28 protein-coding genes are annotated in these 17,168 nt (G+C 62.0%); all 28 read right to left on the minus strand.

All coding sequences use genetic code 11. From position 1 onward, the window contains the following. Positions 1-31: 31 nt before the first annotated feature. The 28 genes from BLT96_RS08450 to rpsC all read right to left on the minus strand — a co-directional run bounded on the left by BLT96_RS08450 (position 32) and on the right by rpsC (position 17,164). A complete protein-coding gene (locus BLT96_RS08450) occupies positions 32-1,102 on the minus strand; it encodes a glycosyltransferase family 2 protein (protein WP_090863604.1) in 1,071 nt (356 codons plus the stop codon). Between the two features lie 159 nt (positions 1,103-1,261). Next, positions 1,262-2,029, minus strand: coding sequence for a hypothetical protein (locus tag BLT96_RS08455; RefSeq protein WP_090847741.1), 768 nt, complete (start codon positions 2,027-2,029; stop codon positions 1,262-1,264). A gap of 39 nt (positions 2,030-2,068) precedes the next feature. Further along, positions 2,069-3,115, minus strand: coding sequence for a putative manganese transporter (locus tag BLT96_RS08460; RefSeq protein ID WP_245719261.1), 1,047 nt, complete (start codon positions 3,113-3,115; stop codon positions 2,069-2,071). 231 nt (positions 3,116-3,346) lie between these two features. Continuing rightward, complete coding sequence (gene truA, locus BLT96_RS08465; protein WP_245719262.1) at positions 3,347-4,240, minus strand: tRNA pseudouridine(38-40) synthase TruA; 894 nt, start codon at positions 4,238-4,240, stop codon at positions 3,347-3,349. A gap of 308 nt (positions 4,241-4,548) precedes the next feature. After that, entirely contained in the window at positions 4,549-4,995 is a 447-nt protein-coding gene (gene rplQ, locus BLT96_RS08470; RefSeq protein ID WP_090847736.1) for a 50S ribosomal protein L17, read from the minus strand. Positions 4,996-5,031: 36 nt separating this feature from the next. Then, complete coding sequence (locus BLT96_RS08475; RefSeq protein ID WP_090863610.1) at positions 5,032-5,973, minus strand: DNA-directed RNA polymerase subunit alpha; 942 nt, start codon at positions 5,971-5,973, stop codon at positions 5,032-5,034. A gap of 23 nt (positions 5,974-5,996) precedes the next feature. Then, complete coding sequence (gene rpsD, locus BLT96_RS08480) at positions 5,997-6,593, minus strand: 30S ribosomal protein S4 (RefSeq protein WP_090863611.1); 597 nt, start codon at positions 6,591-6,593, stop codon at positions 5,997-5,999. Positions 6,594-6,611: 18 nt separating this feature from the next. Beyond that, positions 6,612-7,016 (minus strand): 30S ribosomal protein S11, encoded by a 405-nt coding sequence (gene rpsK / locus BLT96_RS08485; RefSeq protein ID WP_090847730.1) that lies wholly within the window; start codon positions 7,014-7,016, stop codon positions 6,612-6,614. Between the two features lie 11 nt (positions 7,017-7,027). Then, a complete protein-coding gene (gene rpsM / locus BLT96_RS08490; protein WP_090847728.1) occupies positions 7,028-7,399 on the minus strand; it encodes a 30S ribosomal protein S13 in 372 nt (123 codons plus the stop codon). Positions 7,400-7,414: 15 nt separating this feature from the next. After that, positions 7,415-7,528 (minus strand): 50S ribosomal protein L36, encoded by a 114-nt coding sequence (rpmJ, locus tag BLT96_RS08495; RefSeq protein ID WP_013252436.1) that lies wholly within the window; start codon positions 7,526-7,528, stop codon positions 7,415-7,417. 145 nt (positions 7,529-7,673) lie between these two features. Further along, positions 7,674-7,892, minus strand: a complete 219-nt coding sequence (infA, locus tag BLT96_RS08500; RefSeq protein ID WP_090847726.1) for a translation initiation factor IF-1 — start codon at positions 7,890-7,892, stop codon at positions 7,674-7,676. Between the two features lie 135 nt (positions 7,893-8,027). Continuing rightward, positions 8,028-8,831 carry a type I methionyl aminopeptidase gene (gene map / locus BLT96_RS08505; RefSeq protein WP_090847724.1) on the minus strand — a complete coding sequence of 268 codons (804 nt, stop codon included), beginning with the start codon at positions 8,829-8,831 and terminating at the stop codon, positions 8,028-8,030. Further along, positions 8,828-9,454 (minus strand): adenylate kinase, encoded by a 627-nt coding sequence (locus BLT96_RS08510; RefSeq protein WP_090863613.1) that lies wholly within the window; start codon positions 9,452-9,454, stop codon positions 8,828-8,830. The genes map and BLT96_RS08510 overlap by 4 nt, the downstream gene beginning before the upstream one ends. 211 nt (positions 9,455-9,665) lie before the next feature. Next, the gene (gene secY, locus BLT96_RS08515; protein WP_090863615.1) at positions 9,666-10,946 is read right to left on the minus strand and encodes a preprotein translocase subunit SecY; all 1,281 of its coding nucleotides are present in this window, start codon (positions 10,944-10,946) and stop codon (positions 9,666-9,668) included. After that, positions 10,940-11,389, minus strand: a complete 450-nt coding sequence (gene rplO / locus BLT96_RS08520) for a 50S ribosomal protein L15 (protein WP_090847718.1) — start codon at positions 11,387-11,389, stop codon at positions 10,940-10,942. The genes secY and rplO overlap by 7 nt, the downstream gene beginning before the upstream one ends. 12 nt (positions 11,390-11,401) lie before the next feature. Continuing rightward, entirely contained in the window at positions 11,402-11,593 is a 192-nt protein-coding gene (gene rpmD / locus BLT96_RS08525; protein WP_090847716.1) for a 50S ribosomal protein L30, read from the minus strand. A gap of 2 nt (positions 11,594-11,595) precedes the next feature. Further along, complete coding sequence (rpsE, locus tag BLT96_RS08530; RefSeq protein ID WP_090847714.1) at positions 11,596-12,117, minus strand: 30S ribosomal protein S5; 522 nt, start codon at positions 12,115-12,117, stop codon at positions 11,596-11,598. Positions 12,118-12,128: 11 nt separating this feature from the next. Next, complete coding sequence (gene rplR, locus BLT96_RS08535) at positions 12,129-12,497, minus strand: 50S ribosomal protein L18 (protein WP_090847712.1); 369 nt, start codon at positions 12,495-12,497, stop codon at positions 12,129-12,131. 62 nt (positions 12,498-12,559) lie between these two features. Next, positions 12,560-13,096, minus strand: coding sequence for a 50S ribosomal protein L6 (rplF, locus tag BLT96_RS08540; protein ID WP_090847710.1), 537 nt, complete (start codon positions 13,094-13,096; stop codon positions 12,560-12,562). Between the two features lie 30 nt (positions 13,097-13,126). Continuing rightward, positions 13,127-13,525: a 30S ribosomal protein S8 gene (gene rpsH / locus BLT96_RS08545; protein WP_090863617.1), complete on the minus strand. Its 399-nt coding sequence runs from the start codon at positions 13,523-13,525 to the stop codon at positions 13,127-13,129. A gap of 87 nt (positions 13,526-13,612) precedes the next feature. Then, complete coding sequence (locus BLT96_RS08550; RefSeq protein WP_090847706.1) at positions 13,613-13,798, minus strand: type Z 30S ribosomal protein S14; 186 nt, start codon at positions 13,796-13,798, stop codon at positions 13,613-13,615. A gap of 60 nt (positions 13,799-13,858) precedes the next feature. Further along, positions 13,859-14,416: a 50S ribosomal protein L5 gene (rplE, locus tag BLT96_RS08555; RefSeq protein ID WP_172825001.1), complete on the minus strand. Its 558-nt coding sequence runs from the start codon at positions 14,414-14,416 to the stop codon at positions 13,859-13,861. 335 nt (positions 14,417-14,751) lie between these two features. After that, on the minus strand, positions 14,752-15,066 hold the full coding sequence (gene rplX, locus BLT96_RS08560; protein WP_090863621.1) for a 50S ribosomal protein L24: 315 nt from the start codon (positions 15,064-15,066) through the stop codon (positions 14,752-14,754). A gap of 14 nt (positions 15,067-15,080) precedes the next feature. Further along, on the minus strand, positions 15,081-15,449 hold the full coding sequence (rplN, locus tag BLT96_RS08565) for a 50S ribosomal protein L14 (protein ID WP_090845537.1): 369 nt from the start codon (positions 15,447-15,449) through the stop codon (positions 15,081-15,083). A 75-nt stretch (positions 15,450-15,524) separates the two neighbouring features. Then, entirely contained in the window at positions 15,525-15,791 is a 267-nt protein-coding gene (gene rpsQ / locus BLT96_RS08570; RefSeq protein ID WP_090845535.1) for a 30S ribosomal protein S17, read from the minus strand. A 16-nt stretch (positions 15,792-15,807) separates the two neighbouring features. After that, positions 15,808-16,023, minus strand: coding sequence for a 50S ribosomal protein L29 (gene rpmC, locus BLT96_RS08575; RefSeq protein ID WP_090845533.1), 216 nt, complete (start codon positions 16,021-16,023; stop codon positions 15,808-15,810). Positions 16,024-16,028: 5 nt separating this feature from the next. Then, positions 16,029-16,454, minus strand: a complete 426-nt coding sequence (gene rplP / locus BLT96_RS08580) for a 50S ribosomal protein L16 (protein WP_090845531.1) — start codon at positions 16,452-16,454, stop codon at positions 16,029-16,031. Beyond that, positions 16,454-17,164 carry a 30S ribosomal protein S3 gene (gene rpsC, locus BLT96_RS08585; RefSeq protein ID WP_090845529.1) on the minus strand — a complete coding sequence of 237 codons (711 nt, stop codon included), beginning with the start codon at positions 17,162-17,164 and terminating at the stop codon, positions 16,454-16,456. Before rpsC ends, rplP begins: the two co-directional genes overlap by 1 nt. Between the last annotated feature and the right edge of the window lie 4 nt (positions 17,165-17,168).

A 17,168-nucleotide genomic window follows, 5' to 3' on the forward strand; every position in this document is an offset into this window, starting at 1 on the left:
CCCCGGCAGCCACGGGTTTTGCGGATGGGCGCTAGCGGTTGGCTTTCAGCGTCGCGAACACCTTGGTGTTGTGGCGCTTCACGAACGAGATGAACTTGCCCTCCTGATAGGCCAGGACGGCGTTGCGCTGCTTGATGGGCACGAGCATCGCGGCCATCATGCGGGAGCGCGGACGCGCCGCAACCACCGCGATCTGCGCACGCTCGCTGTTGATCATGGCGTCGATCTGGGAGAGCTTGTCCTTCTCGCTCAGCTCGCACTTGGGGTTGCACACGTTCTCGATGCAGCCGACGAGACGCTCGATGTAGCGGCGCTGAATCATCTCGTTGCTGGCGGCATCGCCGGACAGGCCCCAGTGCTTGTAGAGGTCGAGCATCCAGGTGTGCTCCTCCTCGCGCTTTGCGTACATGTCCGGGCGCCAACGGGCGGTCTCGGACTCGCTGCGCTGACGGATGAAGTGGTAGTACGGGCGCGACATGACGCCGACGCGCTGCACGTCGCGGATGAAGTCGAGCACGAAGGGAAAGTCGTCCCAGAACGTGGGGCGGAAGCGGATGCCCAGACGCTCGATGCGCTCGCGCAGGAACAGCTTGTTCCAGGGCGGATACAGCTGGTTCTGGTCGAACAGGCGAAACGCCGCCGCGCGGAACTCCCCCTGCGTCTGGTACACGGCGTCTGCGCAGGACTTGAGCTCCGTCGTGTGCTCGTCCGCACTGCCGTAGTACGTGTCGATGTAGAAGCCGGAAATAGCGAGCTCCAGGCGGTTTGCCTGGGCAAACTCGTACATCTCTTCCAGCATGCGCGGCTCGACCCAGTCGTCCGCGTCCATGAACATGACGTACGTGCCGCGCGCGCGGTCGAGCGCGTAGTTGCGGGCCGCCGGGGCGCCGCCGTTCTGGCGGTGGTACACCGTCACGCGGATGTCACGGTCTGCGATGGAGTCCAGAATCTGCCCGGTGCGGTCCGTCGAGCCATCGTCCACCACCAGGAGCTCGAAGTCGCCAAACGTCTGATGCTGCAGGCTCTCGACGGCACGCCGCACATATCCGTCCACGTTGTACGCCGGCATGATGACCGATATTCCAGGCGTGTGAGGAACCATTCCGCAAGCTCTCCAAACGACGATTGGGCGACCGTGCCGCGCGATGCGGCGGATAGTGCTGCAGGTCGAATTATCCCCTACCGTACCCGGTGTCGTGTGATGGAGCGGTGGAGTTCAACAACTGTACAAACCGCGGGGCGCGATGGCGCCGCAACGTCGCTACGCCGCGGGCACCATAATCCCGATGTCCGCCCCAAGCTGCGCGGAGTTGAGGACCGACCAGCTGCCGCCCGCACCGTCCGCCTCCTGGCTCGCCGGCGCGTCCATGCGCTTCAGGTTGTTCACGCCGATGGACTGCACCAGCTCGGCCACGTCCATCAGGTCGCCGGTGCTCATGTCCGTGTTGATGCTGTACAGCAGGTCGGCGCCGTGGCTCAAAAGCGCACTCACGCCGGCGCCCTTGTAGCTCTCGATCTTGTCCCACACGTCGTCCGAGGCCAGCATGGCGTGGGTCATGCGCAGGTTCGCGGCCTTCGACAGCGACACGATGCACGCGGACGCGCCGGAGCCGGAGTACAGGTCCCGCAGGCGCACGTCCGCCTTGCCGTCGTTCACCTTGGCGTCCAGGGGGATGGTCACGAGCGTGCCCTTGCGCGCCGTGGCGTCCAGGCTCAGGATCTGGGCCTTCGTGAGCTTGGGCGACTGCGCGTTCACGTCGTCTACCGTGAGCACCAGGATGTTCGTGAACGAGTCCTGCGACACGGTATAGCCGTCCGGGCTCGTCACCTGGCCCTGCGCCTGAATCGACTTGCTCAGGGACTCGTTGCCGACGCTGATGGGCTTCTGCGCCTTCGCCCACAGCGTGCTCACCAGCACCACCAGAAGCACGCCCACAGCCACCAGCACGCCTATGGCGATGGCGTTGCGATACGGGCTGTAGCGAGGGACGTCCGTACGCTCGAACCTCTCGCGCTGTCTAAATGGCATGCTTCCTCCCCAGGGCCGAATGCGCCCGAGGGCGCCCTATCAGAAGATGATACCTAATCCCGCGACCACAAGCCCCAGAACTACGCCCACCACGTACACGAACGCCGTGATAATGAGGTTCTGCCGCATGTCGCGGTTGGTGCGGAACAGCACGAGCAGCCCCATGCCACCAGAGACCAGAAGGCCCGCCATCATGGGGCCCGCCGCCAGCGAGCCCTGCAGGTACAGCTGGGTGATCGCCACGGAGGCGCCGCAGTTGGGGATGAGCCCGATGAGCGCGGCCAGCATGGTGGCGCGCACGGGGTGGCTGCCCAGAGCATGGGCGATCGCATCGGTTCCGGCTGCCTCGATCACGAAGCCAAACACCAGCGTTACCAGGAAGATGAAGAACGTAACCTCCGCCGTGTGCACCAGCGCGCTGCGCACGATGTGCCACGCGCGGCGCCCGCGCGAAGCGCCGTGGCCGTGCGCGTGCCCGTGGCCGTGCGCGTGCCCGTGGCCGTGCGCATGGCCGTCGGCATCGCCATGCGCCGCAGCCAAGACGGTGTTCTTCTCGCCCGCGGTGGGCGCTTCGGGCGAGAAGGGCGCGCAATCCGGCTCTGCGTCAATCTCCCCGCAATCGCAGTGGGCGGCCTCGCACAGCTCTGCGATGTGCGCGTGACCATCGCCCGCGCGGTGCAGCGCGCGCAGCACCATGTCGACCGCAAGGCCGACGGCCATGCCCGCGACCACCTTGAAGCCGATGATCGCGAGCATGCGGCCCGCCGGCTCCGCATGCGCCACGAAGACGGGAATCATCTCGTCGGACGTCGCGAGGATGACGGAGACGAGCGTGCCGGCCGACACGACGCGCGCCGCGTACAGCGTGCCGGCCATCGCGGAGAAGCCGCACTGAGGCAGCGCGCCCAGCAGCGCGCCCACGACGGGGCCGGACTTGTCCGCACGCGCGATGATACGCTCCGTGCGGCCGCCGGCCGTGTGCTCGAGCGCCTCCATCGCAAGGTAGGTGAGAAAGAGGAACGGAATCAGCTCCAGCGTGTCGTGCACGCTGTCAAGAAGTACATCCAATATGACGCTTGGTGTCACGTGTGCTCCAAACTGTTTACACCTTTATGTTTAGTGCCGTCGCGCCGGGCGTCCACATCGCCAAGCGTCAACATATGAGCAGATGAACATATGTATTTACCTGCGCTTATGTCGTAAAACGCGGAGTGCATTATACCCAAGGCACACAATGTGCACCTTGGGCTAAAAATATTCACACACGTTAACTTGAGTCCATGCGGCCGCAAGCGGCGGTCGCAAGCGGCGGCATGGCTACCCCCACGCCTCGAGCGCCCCGTCGGGGTAGTCGACCCGCTCGAACACGAGCCCCTTCGCCGGCGCCGTGGGCCCGGCGGCCGAACGGTCGCGCGCCGCAAGCGCACCCTCGAGCCACGCGGCGTCGCGATGGCCGCGCCCAACCTCCACGAGCGACCCCACGATGATCCTAACCATGTTGTGCAGGAAGGCGTTGCCCGTCACGTCCACGGCCACAAGCTCCTCGCCCGCCTCGCACACGCGACTCACGCGCACTTTCGAAAGGCAGCGGCACGTGGAGCGCCCGTCCGCCTCGAGCAGGTGGGCGGACGTCGCCTTGCAGAAGCTGCGGAAGTCATGCTCCCCCACAAGCGCCTGCGCCGCCTCGTTCATCGCGTCCGCATCCAGAGCCGGCACGCAGCGCAGCCACCACGCGTGATCCCACGCCAGCACGGGCCGAACCGGACCGCAGCAGATGCGGTAACGGTACGAGCGCTGCGTCGCGTCAAACCTGGCGGAGAAGGACGGCCCTCCCAGTCGAAGCCCGCGTACGGAAAGGTCGTCCGGCGTGAGCGCAACGAGCGACGCCGTCAGACGGCGTGGCGGCCGTTGCACCTCCTCCGCGGCGACGGGCACGCTCACGACCTGTCCAAGCGCGCTCACCCCCGCATCCGTACGGCCAGCGCACTCCATGTCAACGTCGCGCCGCAGCAGCGTTTCCAGCGCCCCCCGAAGCTCGCCAGCCACGGTACGCTGGCCGGGCTGCTCCGCATAGCCCGCAAATCCCTCGCCACGGTAGCCAATCGTAATCGCAAGGGTTCCGGCAACAAGGTCCTCGGGCAGCGCGAGTTCCCTTACGGGCCCGACGGCACCTTCGCGAATGTCACCGCACACCATGTCTTGACGTTCCACGTAAGGCTCCGTTTCGTCCAGAGGGCGTCATCGCTCTCCACGCAGCGTGTGCTGCCCCATCAGCTATCCAAGCGATTGTAAGGCCATATTCGGCCCGTTTCAAAGTTGACGTAAAGACAACTCGCCCGCAACGCAAAACGCCCCAAATCCGGCATCAGGGCAAGCCAGTGGGCCGTAAGACAGGCTTCCGTCGATCCAAGTGGCGCCGTCAAGCCACACGCCAAGCACTTCTCGCCCATAGGCGAGGTATTAAAAAGGGGCCCGCACGTGCGAGCCCCTGGCAAAGCTATGTGCGAAGTGGCAAGAGCCTACTCCTCGGTGGTCTCCTCGGCAGCAGCCTCCTCGACCGGCTCCACCTTGGTGACGGTGGTCTCGGCCTTGGCGCCCTTCACCGGCTCGGTCACGAGCTCGATGATGACGACCTCGGCGGCGTCGCCCTTGCGGGGACCAAGCTTCATGATGCGGGTATAGCCGCCGTTGCGGTCTGCCCACATGCCCTGAGCGGCCTTCTCGAAGACCTCGCGGACGATCTCCTTGTCGCCCACCTTGGCAATGGCAAGACGGCGAGAGTGCAGGTCGCCCTTCTTGGCCCAGGTGATGACCTTGTCCACGTCAGGACGAATGGCCTTGGCGCGCACATCGAGGGTCTTGATGCGGTCGTTGGCGAGGAGGGAAGCGACGAGGCTCCTCTTCATGGCCTTGGTGTGGCTGGCATCGGTGCCAAGCTTCATGCCACGCTTCTTGTTGTGTCTCATGGTCTAGATACTCCTAAGTAAAACTTGCGACTAGTCCTAGGCCTTGAGGCTAAGACCCATGGATTCGAGCTTGTCCTTGACTTCCTCGATGGACTTGACGCCAAAGTTGCGGATGTTGAGCAGGTCGTTCTCGGAGAACTCCACCAGCTGGCGGACGGAGTGAATCCCGGCGCGCTTGAGGCAGTTGTAGGAGCGGACGGAAAGGTCCAGATCCTCGATCTGCTTGTCAAGCTCCGTGTTGTCCTCGACCTCGCCGGTGGCGAAGATGGAGGTGTCCTCGGCGGGCTCCTCCTCGTCGGCCAGGCTCATGAATGCGTTCATGTGCTGGTCTACGATGTTTGCGGCCTCGACCACCGCATCACGCGGCGAAACGGAGCCGTCCGTCTCGACCTCGAGGATCAGACGGTCATAGTTGGTGTGCTGGCCAACACGGCAGGGCTCGACCGTCTTGGCGCAGCGGCGCACGGGCGAGAAGAGCGAGTCCACGTGGATGATGCCGATGGGGTCGCCCTCGCGCTCGTTGTCGTCGCCGGACACGTAGCCGCGGCCGACGCCGATGCGCATCTGCATCGTCAGGTGAGCACCCTCGCCCAGCGTGCAGATGACGTGGTCCTTGTTCACGAGCTCGAACTCTGCCGGGACGTGGAAGTCGCCGCCGGTGACGGTGCACGGGCCGTCGATGCTGACGGTCGCAGTAGCCTCGTCGCCAGTGCCCATACTCTTGAACACCAGGCCCTTGACGTTCAGGACGATGTCGGTGACGTCCTCGTAGGCGCCCTCGACGGTCGTGAACTCGTGCTGCACGCCATCAATCTGGATGGCCTCGACTGCCGCTCCCTCAAGGGACGACAGGAGAACGCGGCGAAGAGAGTTTCCGAGGGTATCTCCGTAGCCACGCTCCAGCGGCTCCGCGGTAACGCGGGCGAGATTCTCGGAAATCTCCTCGACCGACACCTGCGGTCGGATGAATTCGGACATGAAAACCTCCTACCGGTCCAGACTTACTTGGAGTAGAGCTCGACGATGAGCTGAGCGTCAATGTCAAGGTCGATCTGGTCGCGGACGGGGAGCTGCAGGACGGTACCCTGGAGCTTCTCGATGTCCACCTCGAGCCACGCGGGAACCGCGACGTGCTCGGAGGAGATCAGGGCCTCCTTGATGGGGAGAAGGTCCTTGTACTTGGGAGCGACGGCAACGACGTCGCCGGCCTTCACCTGGTAGGAGGGGATGTCGACGCGGTGGCCGTTCACGGTGATGTGGCCGTGACGGACGGTCTGACGGGCCTCCTTGCGGGTGCGCGCAAAACCAAGGCGGAAGATGACGTTGTCCAGGCGGGACTCGAGGATGGTCATCAGGTTGTCGCCCGTGATGCCCTCGACCTTCTTGGCCTTGTCATAGTAGCCGCGGAACTGCTTCTCCAGAACGCCGTAGATGAACTTGGCCTTCTGCTTCTCGCGGAGCTGCTGGCCGTACTCGCTCTCCTGGCGACGACGACGCTGGTGCTCACCGCGATTGCTCTTCTTGTTGTAGCCCATGGTAACGGGCTCGATGCCGAGCTGGCGGCACCTCTTGAGGACAGGGGTCCTATCAACTGCCATTGCTACTGTCCTTCCTTACTACACGCGACGACGCTTGCACGGACGGCAACCGTTGTGCGGAATGGGGGTCTTGTCCTGGATGCCCGAAACCTCGAGGCCCGCGGCCTGGAGGGAACGGATTGCGGTCTCGCGGCCGGAGCCGGGACCCTTCACGAACACAGCGACCCTGTGAAGGCCGTGCTCCATGGCTGCCTTGGCGCAGGCCTCAGCCGCGACCTGGGCGGCAAACGGGGTGGACTTGCGGGAGCCCTTGAAGCCGACGGTGCCACCGGACTGCCAGGCGATGACGTTGCCCTGGGGATCGGTGATGGAGATGATCGTGTTGTTGAACGTGCTCTTGATGTGAGCCTGGCCCACAGCGATGTTCTTGCGGTCGGCGCGACGGACGCGCTGGGTGCCGCGCTGGTTCTTCTTCTGTGCCATTTATCTACTCCCTACCCGCGCTTCTTTGCACCGATCTGACGCTTCTTGCCCTTGCGGGTACGAGCGTTGGTGTGGGTGCGCTGGCCGTGGACAGGAAGGCCCTTGCGGTGACGGAGGCCGCGGTAGCAGCCAATCTCCATCAGGCGGGCAACGTTCTGACGAACCTCGCGACGGAGATCGCCCTCGGTGGTGAAGTTCGCGTCAATGTAGTCGCGAATCTTCGTCACGTCGTCCTCGGTGAGGTCCTTGACGCGGGTGTCGGGATTCACGCCAGTCTCAGCGCAGATCTTGGTTGCGCTGGTCTGACCGATGCCATAGAGATACGTAAGACCAACCTCAACGCGCTTCTCGCGGGGAAGGTCAACGCCGTTGATACGTGCCAACTTCGAGCTCCTCTCTTAGCCCTGACGCTGCTTGTGGCGAGGGTTCTCGCAGATCACGTAAACCTTGCCATGGCGACGAATGATCTTGCACTTGTCGCACATCTTCTTGACCGAAGGACGTACCTTCATTTTGCGTTTCCTTTCGGTAGTTCTAACACGAACTGGTGTTGCTCGACGCCTCAGGTGGTGCTAAGACGCCTCTATGTACTCGCCCAGCCGCAGGCGTGAATATCCAAGGCTGGATGCGCCCATACGGACGCACGTCCACAAGGGACTACTTGTAGCGATAGGTGATGCGACCCTTCGTGAGGTCGTACGGGGAAATCTCCACCACGACCTTGTCTCCCGGCAGGATGCGGATGTAGTTCATCCTGATCTTGCCCGAGATGGTGCAGAGGATCGTCTTTCCATTCTCAAGCTCAACGTTGAACATTGCGTTGGGAAGGGGTTCGATGACCTTTCCCTCCAGCTCGATTCCGCTTTGCTTTGCCACCTTGCCTACTTTCTCCCTGTGAATCACAGCGACTGAATATCATACATAAATCAACACAGCACGTCCATGACATGCCGGCCGATTCATCTTTGGTGCACATATCGCCAGGCGAGAATAGCCTGGCGCCGCGCTCCGCTATTCCTCTGAGCCCACCTTGCCGCCTTGCATGCGACACCATGGGCCAAACGAGTCCTGCGTCAGGATGACGGGACCATCCTTGGTGATGCCAATCGTGTTCTCGTAGTGGGCGGCAGGCAGACCGTCGTCCGTCACCACGGTCCAACCGTTCCGCCGCACGTGGGTCTGGGCAAGCCCCAGCGTAAGCATGGGCTCTATGGCTATCATCATGCCCACCTGCAGCAGCACTCCCCTGCCCTTCTTGCCATAGTTTGGCACGTTCGGGTCCTCGTGCATCGAGTGGCCTACGCCATGGCCCACGTAGTCACGCACAACGCCGTAGCCGTTCTTCTCGGCCTTAGACTGGACGGCGTAGCCAACGTCACCAAGGCAATTCCCAGGGACTGCCTGCTCTATGGCGTCCTTGAGGCAGTCGCGTGCGCACTCGCACAGCCCCTTGACCTGATCGGATACCGTGCCCACGTAGAACGTCCACGCGTTGTCGCCCGCCCAGCCGGCCTTGTTTGCGCCCACGTCCACGGAAATGATGTCGCCGTCGCGCAGGTACACCTCCGGCGAGGGAATGCCGTGCACGACCTCGTCGTTGATGGAGGCGCATATGCTACCAGGGAAGCCGCCGTAGCCCTTAAAGCCGGGCTTGGCACCGTTCTGCCTGATGAAGCCCTCTACCGCCAGGTCAATCTGCTTCGTGCTCGTTCCAGGCTTGGCAAGAGACCCCGCAAGGCGCAGGGCCCTCTTGGAGAGGTCCCCGGCACTTGCGCGGTACGTGTCCATGTCTAGCTGGGACTTGATGTGGATCATAGTCCAAGGAGCGCCTTGACGTCGGCGTACACCTCGTCGACGGGGCGGTCTCCGTCAACCTCCTTCAGGATGCCATGCTCGCGGTAGTATCCAACGAGCGGAGCCGTTTGGCTCTCGTAGGTGTCCAGACGCTTCTTGATGGTCTCGGGCTTGTCGTCGTCGCGCTGGTACATCTCGCCACCGCAGCGGGGGCAGACGTCGACACCGGCGCCTGCGGTATAGCCACAGGATCGGCACGTGCGCCTCGAGCTCAGGCGGTTGATTATCACGTCTGCCTTCACGTCAACAAGAAGCGCCGCATCAAGCGCTATGCCCATGCCCGAGAGCTCCTTGTCAAGCACCTCGGCCTGTGCGTTGTTGCGCGGGAAGCCATCGAGGATGAAGCCCTTCTGCGCGTCATCCTGCGCAAGACGCTCCTTCACCAGGTCGATAACCAGCTGGTCGGGAACGAGCTTGCCCGCATCCATATACCCCTTGGCCTCGATGCCAAGCTTGGACTGGGCCTTGACGGCCGCACGGAGCAGGTCGCCCGTAGAGATGTGGGCCACGCCGTAGTCCGCAACGAGCTTCTGTGCCTGGGTTCCCTTGCCAGCACCCGGGGCGCCGAGAAGGACGATCTTCATGGGTTTCCACCTTTCGCATTGCCTTGCGCCGTACCTCTCTCGACGCACCAACAACCCTAGTCTAGCCCCTAAGCAAGGCCGTTGTCGTTCGCAACACCGGAATTGCCCTTTCGTTCTGGCGGACGGAACCGTTGCACAGAGGCCCTGCAAAAAAGGAGGGGGCCCGAAGGCCCCCTCCCCGTGTGGTTGCGCGTTCGACGCAGTCCGAAGGCTACTTGAAGAAACCCTCGTAGTTATGCATCTTCAGCTGGCTCTCGAGCTGAGAGATCGTGTCCATGGCCACGCCGACCATGATCAGGACCGAAGTACCGCCAAAGGACTGCATCAGGGTGTTGCCCGTGATGGAGAACAGGATGGACGGAACGACGGCCAGAATCGCCATGAAGAGCGCACCGGGAAGCGTGATGTGATCAAGCACGCTCTTGATGTACTCGGCGGTCGCGTTGCCGGGGCGTACGCCCGGGATGAAGCCGCCCGCCTTGCGAAGCTGGTCAGCGGTCTCATCCGGGTTGAACACCATGGAGGTGTAGAAGTACGCGAAGAACACGATGAGAAGAACGGAGAGCACCCAGTTCACCCAACCGGAGGCAAGCGCGTTCGCAACGAACTGAATCCATCCCACGTTGGGGAAGAAGACCGCAAGCTGCGCCGGCAGGTAGAGGAGGGCGGATGCAAAGATGATGGGCACGACACCAGCCGTGTTCACCTTGATCGGCAGATAGGTGGACTGTCCACCCATAATCCTTCTGCCAACGACCCTCTTCGCATACTGAACCGGGATGCGACGCTGTCCGCGCTCGATGTAAACGATCACCGGAATGATCGCAATCATCACCAGCACGGTAATCAGCGTTACGACGGTTCCCGTGCTCGAGGTCTTAACCGAGGAGATCAGGGCAGAGGGAAGACCGGCCATGATGTTCGCAAAGATGATGAGCGACATGCCGTTGCCTATGCCACGCTGCGTGATGACCTCGCCAAGCCACATGATGATGATGGCTCCGGTGAGAAGCACTCCGACGATCACGATGTCCTCGATGAACTCGGGGAAGCCGAGCTGGGAGAAATCGATGCCGTAGCTCTTGAAGAGGAAGAGGTAGCCAATCGCGTTGATGAGCGCGAGGCCAATCGTAAGATAACGCGTGTACTGCGTAATCTTGCGCTGGCCGGACTCCCCTTCCTTTGCAAGCTCTCCAAGGGAGGGAATGACAGCCTGGAACATCTGCAGAATAATCTGCGCGGTGATGTAAGGCATGATTCCGAGGCTGAAGACAGAGACGCGGGAAAGAGCGCCACCAGAGAACAGGTTGAGCACCGCGATGGCACCGCTACCGGCGGCAGCCGTCTGGAACGCCTCGAGCATGCTCGCGAACGGCACGCCCGGGGTGGGCAGATAGGCACCAAAGCGATACAGGGCGAGGATTCCGATGGTAATCAGAATCTTCTTCCTGAGCTCCGGAATGCGGAACGCATTTGCGATTCCCTTTAGCACGCCTGCTCGACCTTTCCTCCAGCCGCCTCAATCTTGGCCTTGGCGGAAGCAGAGACCTTGTCGACCTTGACGGTGAGCTTCTTGGTAATCTCGCCGTCACCGAGGACCTTGACGGGGATGTAGTCGTGCTTGATGACGCCCTTGGCCATAAGGGACTCGCCGTCGACGGTCTCGCCGTCAGCGAAGAGAGCCTCAAGTCGGGCGACGTTCACGGGAGCGTACTCGACGCGGTTGTGGTTCACGAAGCCAGGGAGCTTAGGAAGACGCATCGCGAGCTGGGTCTGACCACCCTCGAAGCCAGCGCCCTTACCGCCACCGGAGCGGGAGAGCTGACCATTGGTGCCGCGACCAGCGGTGGTGCCGTGGCCAGAAGAGTTGCCGCGGCCGATGCGCTTGCGGGACTTCTTGGAGCCTTCCGCGGGACGAAGATCATTGAGCTGCATTTGGTTGACTCCTTAGTTCTCTTCAACCTCAACAAGGTGCTTGACCTTGAAGATCATTCCACGAACGCTCGGGTTGTCGGGCAGCACGGCGACGTCGCCGATCTTGCGGAGACCCATAGCGAAGCAGGTCCTCGTCTGGTCCTTCTTGACCGACGCGACGGCGCTGCGGACGAGCTTGACAGTGAGCTTCTTCTCGTCTGCCATAGTTAGTCCTCCTTACCGTTGAACATCTCGCTGACGGTAAGGCCACGACGCTCAGCAGCCTCCTCAGGGCTGGAGAGGGACTTGAGGCCCTCGGCGGCAGCCTTGATGATGTTGAGAGCGTTGTCGGTACCGAGCGACTTGGACAGCACGTTGGTGATACCAGCGAGCTCGAAGAGTGGACGGACGGGGCCACCGGCGATGACACCGGTACCCTCGATAGCCGGCTTGATCAGAACATGGCCAGCACCGAAGTGGCCGTCAACGGGATGAGGAACCGAGCCGCCGGCGGTAACGGGGACGTGGAACATGTTCTTCTTTGCGTCCTCGACGCCCTTCTGGATGGCCAGAGGGACCTCGGCGGACTTACCCTGACCAAGGCCGATGTTGCCCTTGCCGTCACCGACGACGACGAGAGCGACGAGCGACATGCGGTGGCCGCCCTTAACGGTCTTGGAAACACGGTGGATGTAGACTACGCGCTCCTGAAGATCGGAGTCATTCTGGCGCTTACGATCACGTGGCATTCAAATTCCTCCTAGAACTTCAGGCCCGCGGCACGGGCACCGTCTGCCAGAGCCTGGACGCGGCCGTGATAGATGAAGCCACCGCGGTCAAACGTGACCTCGGTAACACCCTTGGCGACGGCGCGCTCACCAACGAGCTTGCCGACGAACTCCGCGGCCTCCTTGTTGGAGCCGATCTTGCCAGTCTCCTTGAACTCGGGGCTCAGGGTAGAGGCGGAGCAGATGGTCTTGCCATCCTTGTCGTCGATGACCTGGGCGTAGATGTGAGCGTTAGTGCGGTGGACGCTCAGACGAGGACGCTCGGCGGTGCCGAAAACCTTGGCGCGAACGCGGCGCTTACGGCGCTGAAGGCTCGCACGCTTAGCCTGGTTCTTGTTCATACCTTCTCCTTCAATCGCCATCACCTGACGGGGTGATGGTCTTATCTATGGCCTAGCGAAGACTACTTACCAGCCTTGCCGAGCTTCCTACGAATGTGTTCGCCTTCGTAGTGGATGCCCTTGCCCTTGTAAGGCTCGGGCGGACGCTTGGCGCGGACCTCGGCGGCAACCTGGCCGACCTGCTCCTTGGAGATGCCCTTGACAACGATGTGGGTGTTGTCGGGAACCTCGAAGGAGATGCCCTCGGGAGCATCAACGAGGACGGGATGAGAGTAGCCGAGGGAGAGGTCGAGACCAGTGCCCTTGAGAGCGACACGGTAGCCGACGCCGGTCAGCTCGAGCTTCTTAGCGAAGCCTTCGGAGACGCCGATCACCATGTTGTGGATGAGGGTGCGGGTAAGGCCCTGCTGAGCGTTAGACTCAGTGGACTCGTCGTTGCGGGTAACGAGAACCTCGGAACCCTCCTGAGCGATGGTCACCAGGTCGGAGAAAGTGCGAGTGAGCTCGCCCTTGCCGCCCTTGACCGTAACGGTGGCGCCATCGATGGTCACAGTAACACCAGCGGGAACCGTGACAGGCTTCTTACCAATACGAGACATTGTCTCCTCCTATCTAGATTCGTCCGTTGGTTACCAGATGTAGCAGATGACCTCGCCGCCGATGCCGAGCTTGCGAGCATCGCGGTCGCACATCATGCCCTTGGAGGTGGAGATGACGGCAGTGCCGAGACCACCCTGGACGCGCGGCATGTCAGCTGCGGTGGTGTAGATGCGAAGGCCAAGCTTGGAGACGCGACGGATGCCGCGGATGACCTTGGCGTGACGGGCGCCATACTTGAGCGTGATGTGGAGGGTCTTCTGAGGCTTGGTGTCCTCGACCTCGTAGCCCTTGATGTAGCCCTCTTCGCAGATGACGCGGGCAATCTCAACCAGGACCTTGCTCGAGGGCATGGAGACCTCGGACTTGCCGGCAGAGTTAGCGTTGCGAATGCGCGTCAGCATGTCTGCGATGGGATCAGTAACCTTCATTGATTCCTTCTCCTTCGTTAGTGATGAAACTGCGCGTCTGGTTCATCCAAGCCCGTAGCAAGGATGCCTAAACGCCAGAGCCCTTTGCTACCAAGAAGCCTTGGTGACGCCAGGGAGCTCGCCCTTGCTCGCCATCTCGCGGAAGCAGACACGGCAGAGACCGAACTTGCGATAGACGGAGTGGGGTCGGCCACAGCGCTGGCAACGGTTCTGCTTGCGCGTCGAAAACTTCGGCTCGCGGTTCGCCTTGACGATCATCGATGTCTTAGCCACAAATCCTCCTTCAGGAAGAGACCCCGGCACCCCGCCGGGGTGTTTGACAAACTATATTGACTAGTCCTTCTTGAACGGGAAGTGGAAGGCCGCGATGAGCGCCCTGCCCTCCTCGTCAGTTGGGGCGGTGGTCACGATGGTGATGTCCATGCCGCGGGTGTGATCGATCTTGTCGAAGTCGATCTCGGGGAAGATCAGCTGCTCGGTGACGCCCATGGAGAAGTTGCCGTGGCCGTCGAAGGACTTGCTGCTGATGCCGCGGAAGTCGCGGATGCGGGGGATCGCGATGCAGATCAGACGATCGAGGAACTCGTACATGCGGTTGCCACGCAGGGTCACCTTGGCGCCGATGGCCTGGCCCTCACGCAGGTGGAAGGTTGCGATGGACTTGCGGGCGTGGGTCACCATGGGCTGCTGGCCGGTGATGGCGCGGAGGTCGGCAACAGCGCCCTCGATGGCCTTGGAATCGGTAGCAGCCTCCCCGACACCCATGTTCACGACGATCTTCTCGATCTTGGGAATCTGGTTGACGTTCTTGTACTCGAACTTCTTCTGCAGCTCGTCGCGGATCTCGGAGACGTACATCTCCTTAAGACGAGGAACGTACTTGTCTGCCATGTGGCACTCCTCACTCATGGGGTTTTAAGTGCGGGGTTGGTCCTCGCACCTCCTGGTCCCTGTGACCAGGAGCCGTGCGTCCGTTCCCGAGACATACCTATCCCGTTCATAGAGACGCAAGGTCAAATATTACGTGTTCGCAAGACAAATTTCCAGCACGAACTGGTCTGCGGCAAATCTCCGCATATCAGACACTATTTCGAGGTGGCTTTGGCGGCATGCCCCGCTCTTCTCGCCTGCCCTTGCTCCAAGATTCTTTCCGAAAAGTTCATTGCGCACAGAAAAAGGGACCCGCCCGAAGACGAGTCCCTTTAAATCTCGCTGGGCGAGAAGGACTAGAACTTGGCGCCGCACTTCTTGCAGACGCGGACCTTCTTGCCGTCCTCCTCGGCGTGGCCGACGCGAGTGGCCTTGCCGCAGGTGGGGCACACGAGGGCGACGTTGGAGACGTCGATCGCGGCCTCCTTCTCGACAATGCCGCCCTGCTGGTTGGCCTGGGTCGGACGCTGAGCCTTCTTCACGACTGCAACGCCACGAACGACAACCTTGCCCTCAGAGGGAAGGGCCACGATGACCTCGCCGCGCTTGCCCTTGTCCTTGCCGGACAGGACCTCGACCTGGTCGCCCTTCTTAACGTTCATCTTTGCCATTCGTTCTCACTCCCCTACAGCGTCTCGGGTGCGAGCGAGACGATCTTCATGTACTTGTGATCGCGCAGCTCGCGTGCCACAGGCCCGAAGATACGGGTGCCCTTGGGCTCGCCATCCTTGTTGACCAGGACGCAGGCGTTCTGGTCGAACTTGATGTAGCTGCCGTCCTTGCGGCGGGTCTCCTTGGTGGTGCGGACGACAACGCAGCGAACGATATCGCCCTTCTTCACAGAACCGCCCGGCGTAGCCTCCTGCACGGCGCACATGATGACGTCGGCGAGGCCAGCATAACGGCGCTTGGAGCCACCCATGACCTTGATGCACTTCACGCGCTTAGCGCCACTGTTATCAGCGACGTTGAGCATGGTCTCCATTTGGATCATTGCTGTTCCTCCATACCTGCCCGCAAGAGGCGCTCGCTTGCGCGCGCACATTGTCGGGCGGGGTGAATACGATCGTTACTTTGCCTTCTCCACGATCTCCACGACACGCCAACGCTTGGTCTTGGACATGGGACGGGTCTCCATGACGCGGACGGTGTCGCCGAGGCCACACTCGTTCTTCTCGTCATGGCAGTGGAGCTTCTTGCTGATGGTCATCATCTTGCCGTACTTGGGGTGGTGCTTACGGTAGGTGATCTGAACGGTGACGGTCTTGTCGCCAGAGAGGGAGATGACCTCACCGGTGCGGACCTTACGTGCGTTCCTGCTTTCGGTATCTGCCATTTCTTATCTCCTGCGACTAGTTCTGCGCAGCGGCGTTGTCCGCTGCGATCTGACGAGCGCGCATCTCGGTCTGGATGCGAGCAATGTCACGCTTGACGACGCTGACGCGTGCCGTGTTGTCCAGCTGGCTGGTAGCCATCTGGAAGCGAAGGTTGAACAGCTCCGCGCGGCCGTCCTCGAGCTTCTGAGCAAGCTCCTCGTCGGAGAGCTCGCGAATATCCTTGTACTTCATGTTGACTACTCCTCCACGTCCTGCTCGGCGCGGGTGATGATCTTGGTCTTGATCGGCATCTTGTACTGAGCAAGACGGAGTGCAGCCTTGGCGGTTGCCTCGTCGACGCCGTCGATCTCGTACATGACGCGACCCGGCTTGACAACGGCCACCCACTCCTCGGGATTGCCCTTACCCTTACCCATGCGGGTCTCGGCCGGCTTCTTGGAGATCGGCTTGTCGGGGAAGATGGTGATCCAGATCTTGCCGCCACGCTTCATGCGACGGACGATGGCGATACGGCCGGCCTCGATCTGACGGTTGGTGATCCAGTGACGCTCGAGCGCGACAAGACCCCACTTGCCAAAGTGCAGCTCGGTGTTGCCCTTGGCCTGACCCTTCATGGAGCCGCGCTGTACCTTGCGGTGAAGGACTCGCTTAGGAGCCAGCATTAGCGACCCCTCCTCTCGTTACGGCGACGGGGACGGCTGGAGCCCTCAAGCGCCGGGTTGGGCGCAGGCTGACCAGGCATCTTCTCGCCGAGATAGATCCAAACCTTAACGCCGCAGGCACCCATGGTGGTGCGGGCGGTAGCCTCGCCGAAGCCGATCTTGGCGCGCAGGGTGTGCAGAGGCACGCGACCCTCGCGGGACCACTCGCGGCGGCCCATCTCTGCGCCGTTCAGACGGCCGGAGCACTGGATGCGGATGCCCTTGGCGCCTGCCTTGCGGGCGGACTGGATGGCCTTGCGGACGGCGCGGCGGAAGGCGATGCGGCCCTCGAGCTGCTCGGCGATGGACTGGGCCACCAGCTGAGCGTCAAGCTCCGGACGCTTGATCTCGATGACGTCGACGGAGATGTTGCCCTTGGAGACGCCAGCCATCTTCTCGAGCTCGGCACGCAGGGCGTCGATCTCGGAGCCCTTCTTGCCGATCACGATGCCCGGGCGGGCGGTGTAGATGATGACCTTCACCTTGTCGCCGGCGCGCTCGATGTCGACGCGGGACAGCGCCGCGCTCGCAAGCTTCTTCTCAAGGAACTTGCGGATCTGCATATCGTTGCCAAGGTTCTTGGCGTAGTCCTTCTTATCGGCGTACCAACGGGAACGCCACTCCTCGGTGATGCCGAGACGGAAGCCGGTAGGCTGTACTTTCTGACCCATACTT

This window comes from Parafannyhessea umbonata (assembly GCF_900105025.1).
Taxonomy (GTDB): Bacteria; Actinomycetota; Coriobacteriia; order Coriobacteriales; family Atopobiaceae; genus Parafannyhessea; species Parafannyhessea umbonata.

What these genes read in the sequence shown, in the direction of transcription:
- rplE (WP_172825001.1), bottom strand. Translation starts at nt 14,416, where the DNA reads ATGGCAGACAAGTACGTTCCTCGTCTTAAGGAGATGTACGTCTCCGAG.
- rpsD (WP_090863611.1), bottom strand. Translation starts at nt 6,593, where the DNA reads ATGGCAGTTGATAGGACCCCTGTCCTCAAGAGGTGCCGCCAGCTCGGC.
- rplO (WP_090847718.1), bottom strand. Translation starts at nt 11,389, where the DNA reads ATGCAGCTCAATGATCTTCGTCCCGCGGAAGGCTCCAAGAAGTCCCGC.
- rpsK (WP_090847730.1), bottom strand. Translation starts at nt 7,016, where the DNA reads ATGGCACAGAAGAAGAACCAGCGCGGCACCCAGCGCGTCCGTCGCGCC.
- rpsE (WP_090847714.1), bottom strand. Translation starts at nt 12,117, where the DNA reads ATGCCACGTGATCGTAAGCGCCAGAATGACTCCGATCTTCAGGAGCGC.
- rpsQ (WP_090845535.1), bottom strand. Translation starts at nt 15,791, where the DNA reads ATGGCAGATACCGAAAGCAGGAACGCACGTAAGGTCCGCACCGGTGAG.
- rplF (WP_090847710.1), bottom strand. Translation starts at nt 13,096, where the DNA reads ATGTCTCGTATTGGTAAGAAGCCTGTCACGGTTCCCGCTGGTGTTACT.
- BLT96_RS08450 (WP_090863604.1), bottom strand. Translation starts at nt 1,102, where the DNA reads ATGGTTCCTCACACGCCTGGAATATCGGTCATCATGCCGGCGTACAAC.
- rpmD (WP_090847716.1), bottom strand. Translation starts at nt 11,593, where the DNA reads ATGGCAGACGAGAAGAAGCTCACTGTCAAGCTCGTCCGCAGCGCCGTC.
- rpmC (WP_090845533.1), bottom strand. Translation starts at nt 16,023, where the DNA reads ATGAAGTACAAGGATATTCGCGAGCTCTCCGACGAGGAGCTTGCTCAG.
- rplP (WP_090845531.1), bottom strand. Translation starts at nt 16,454, where the DNA reads ATGCTGGCTCCTAAGCGAGTCCTTCACCGCAAGGTACAGCGCGGCTCC.
- rpsH (WP_090863617.1), bottom strand. Translation starts at nt 13,525, where the DNA reads ATGAAGGTTACTGATCCCATCGCAGACATGCTGACGCGCATTCGCAAC.
- BLT96_RS08510 (WP_090863613.1), bottom strand. Translation starts at nt 9,454, where the DNA reads ATGAAGATCGTCCTTCTCGGCGCCCCGGGTGCTGGCAAGGGAACCCAG.
- rpmJ (WP_013252436.1), bottom strand. Translation starts at nt 7,528, where the DNA reads ATGAAGGTACGTCCTTCGGTCAAGAAGATGTGCGACAAGTGCAAGATC.
- rplN (WP_090845537.1), bottom strand. Translation starts at nt 15,449, where the DNA reads ATGATCCAAATGGAGACCATGCTCAACGTCGCTGATAACAGTGGCGCT.
- rplQ (WP_090847736.1), bottom strand. Translation starts at nt 4,995, where the DNA reads ATGAGACACAACAAGAAGCGTGGCATGAAGCTTGGCACCGATGCCAGC.
- BLT96_RS08455 (WP_090847741.1), bottom strand. Translation starts at nt 2,029, where the DNA reads ATGCCATTTAGACAGCGCGAGAGGTTCGAGCGTACGGACGTCCCTCGC.
- map (WP_090847724.1), bottom strand. Translation starts at nt 8,831, where the DNA reads ATGATCCACATCAAGTCCCAGCTAGACATGGACACGTACCGCGCAAGT.
- BLT96_RS08475 (WP_090863610.1), bottom strand. Translation starts at nt 5,973, where the DNA reads ATGTCCGAATTCATCCGACCGCAGGTGTCGGTCGAGGAGATTTCCGAG.
- rpsC (WP_090845529.1), bottom strand. Translation starts at nt 17,164, where the DNA reads ATGGGTCAGAAAGTACAGCCTACCGGCTTCCGTCTCGGCATCACCGAG.
- rplX (WP_090863621.1), bottom strand. Translation starts at nt 15,066, where the DNA reads ATGGCAAAGATGAACGTTAAGAAGGGCGACCAGGTCGAGGTCCTGTCC.
- rplR (WP_090847712.1), bottom strand. Translation starts at nt 12,497, where the DNA reads ATGAACAAGAACCAGGCTAAGCGTGCGAGCCTTCAGCGCCGTAAGCGC.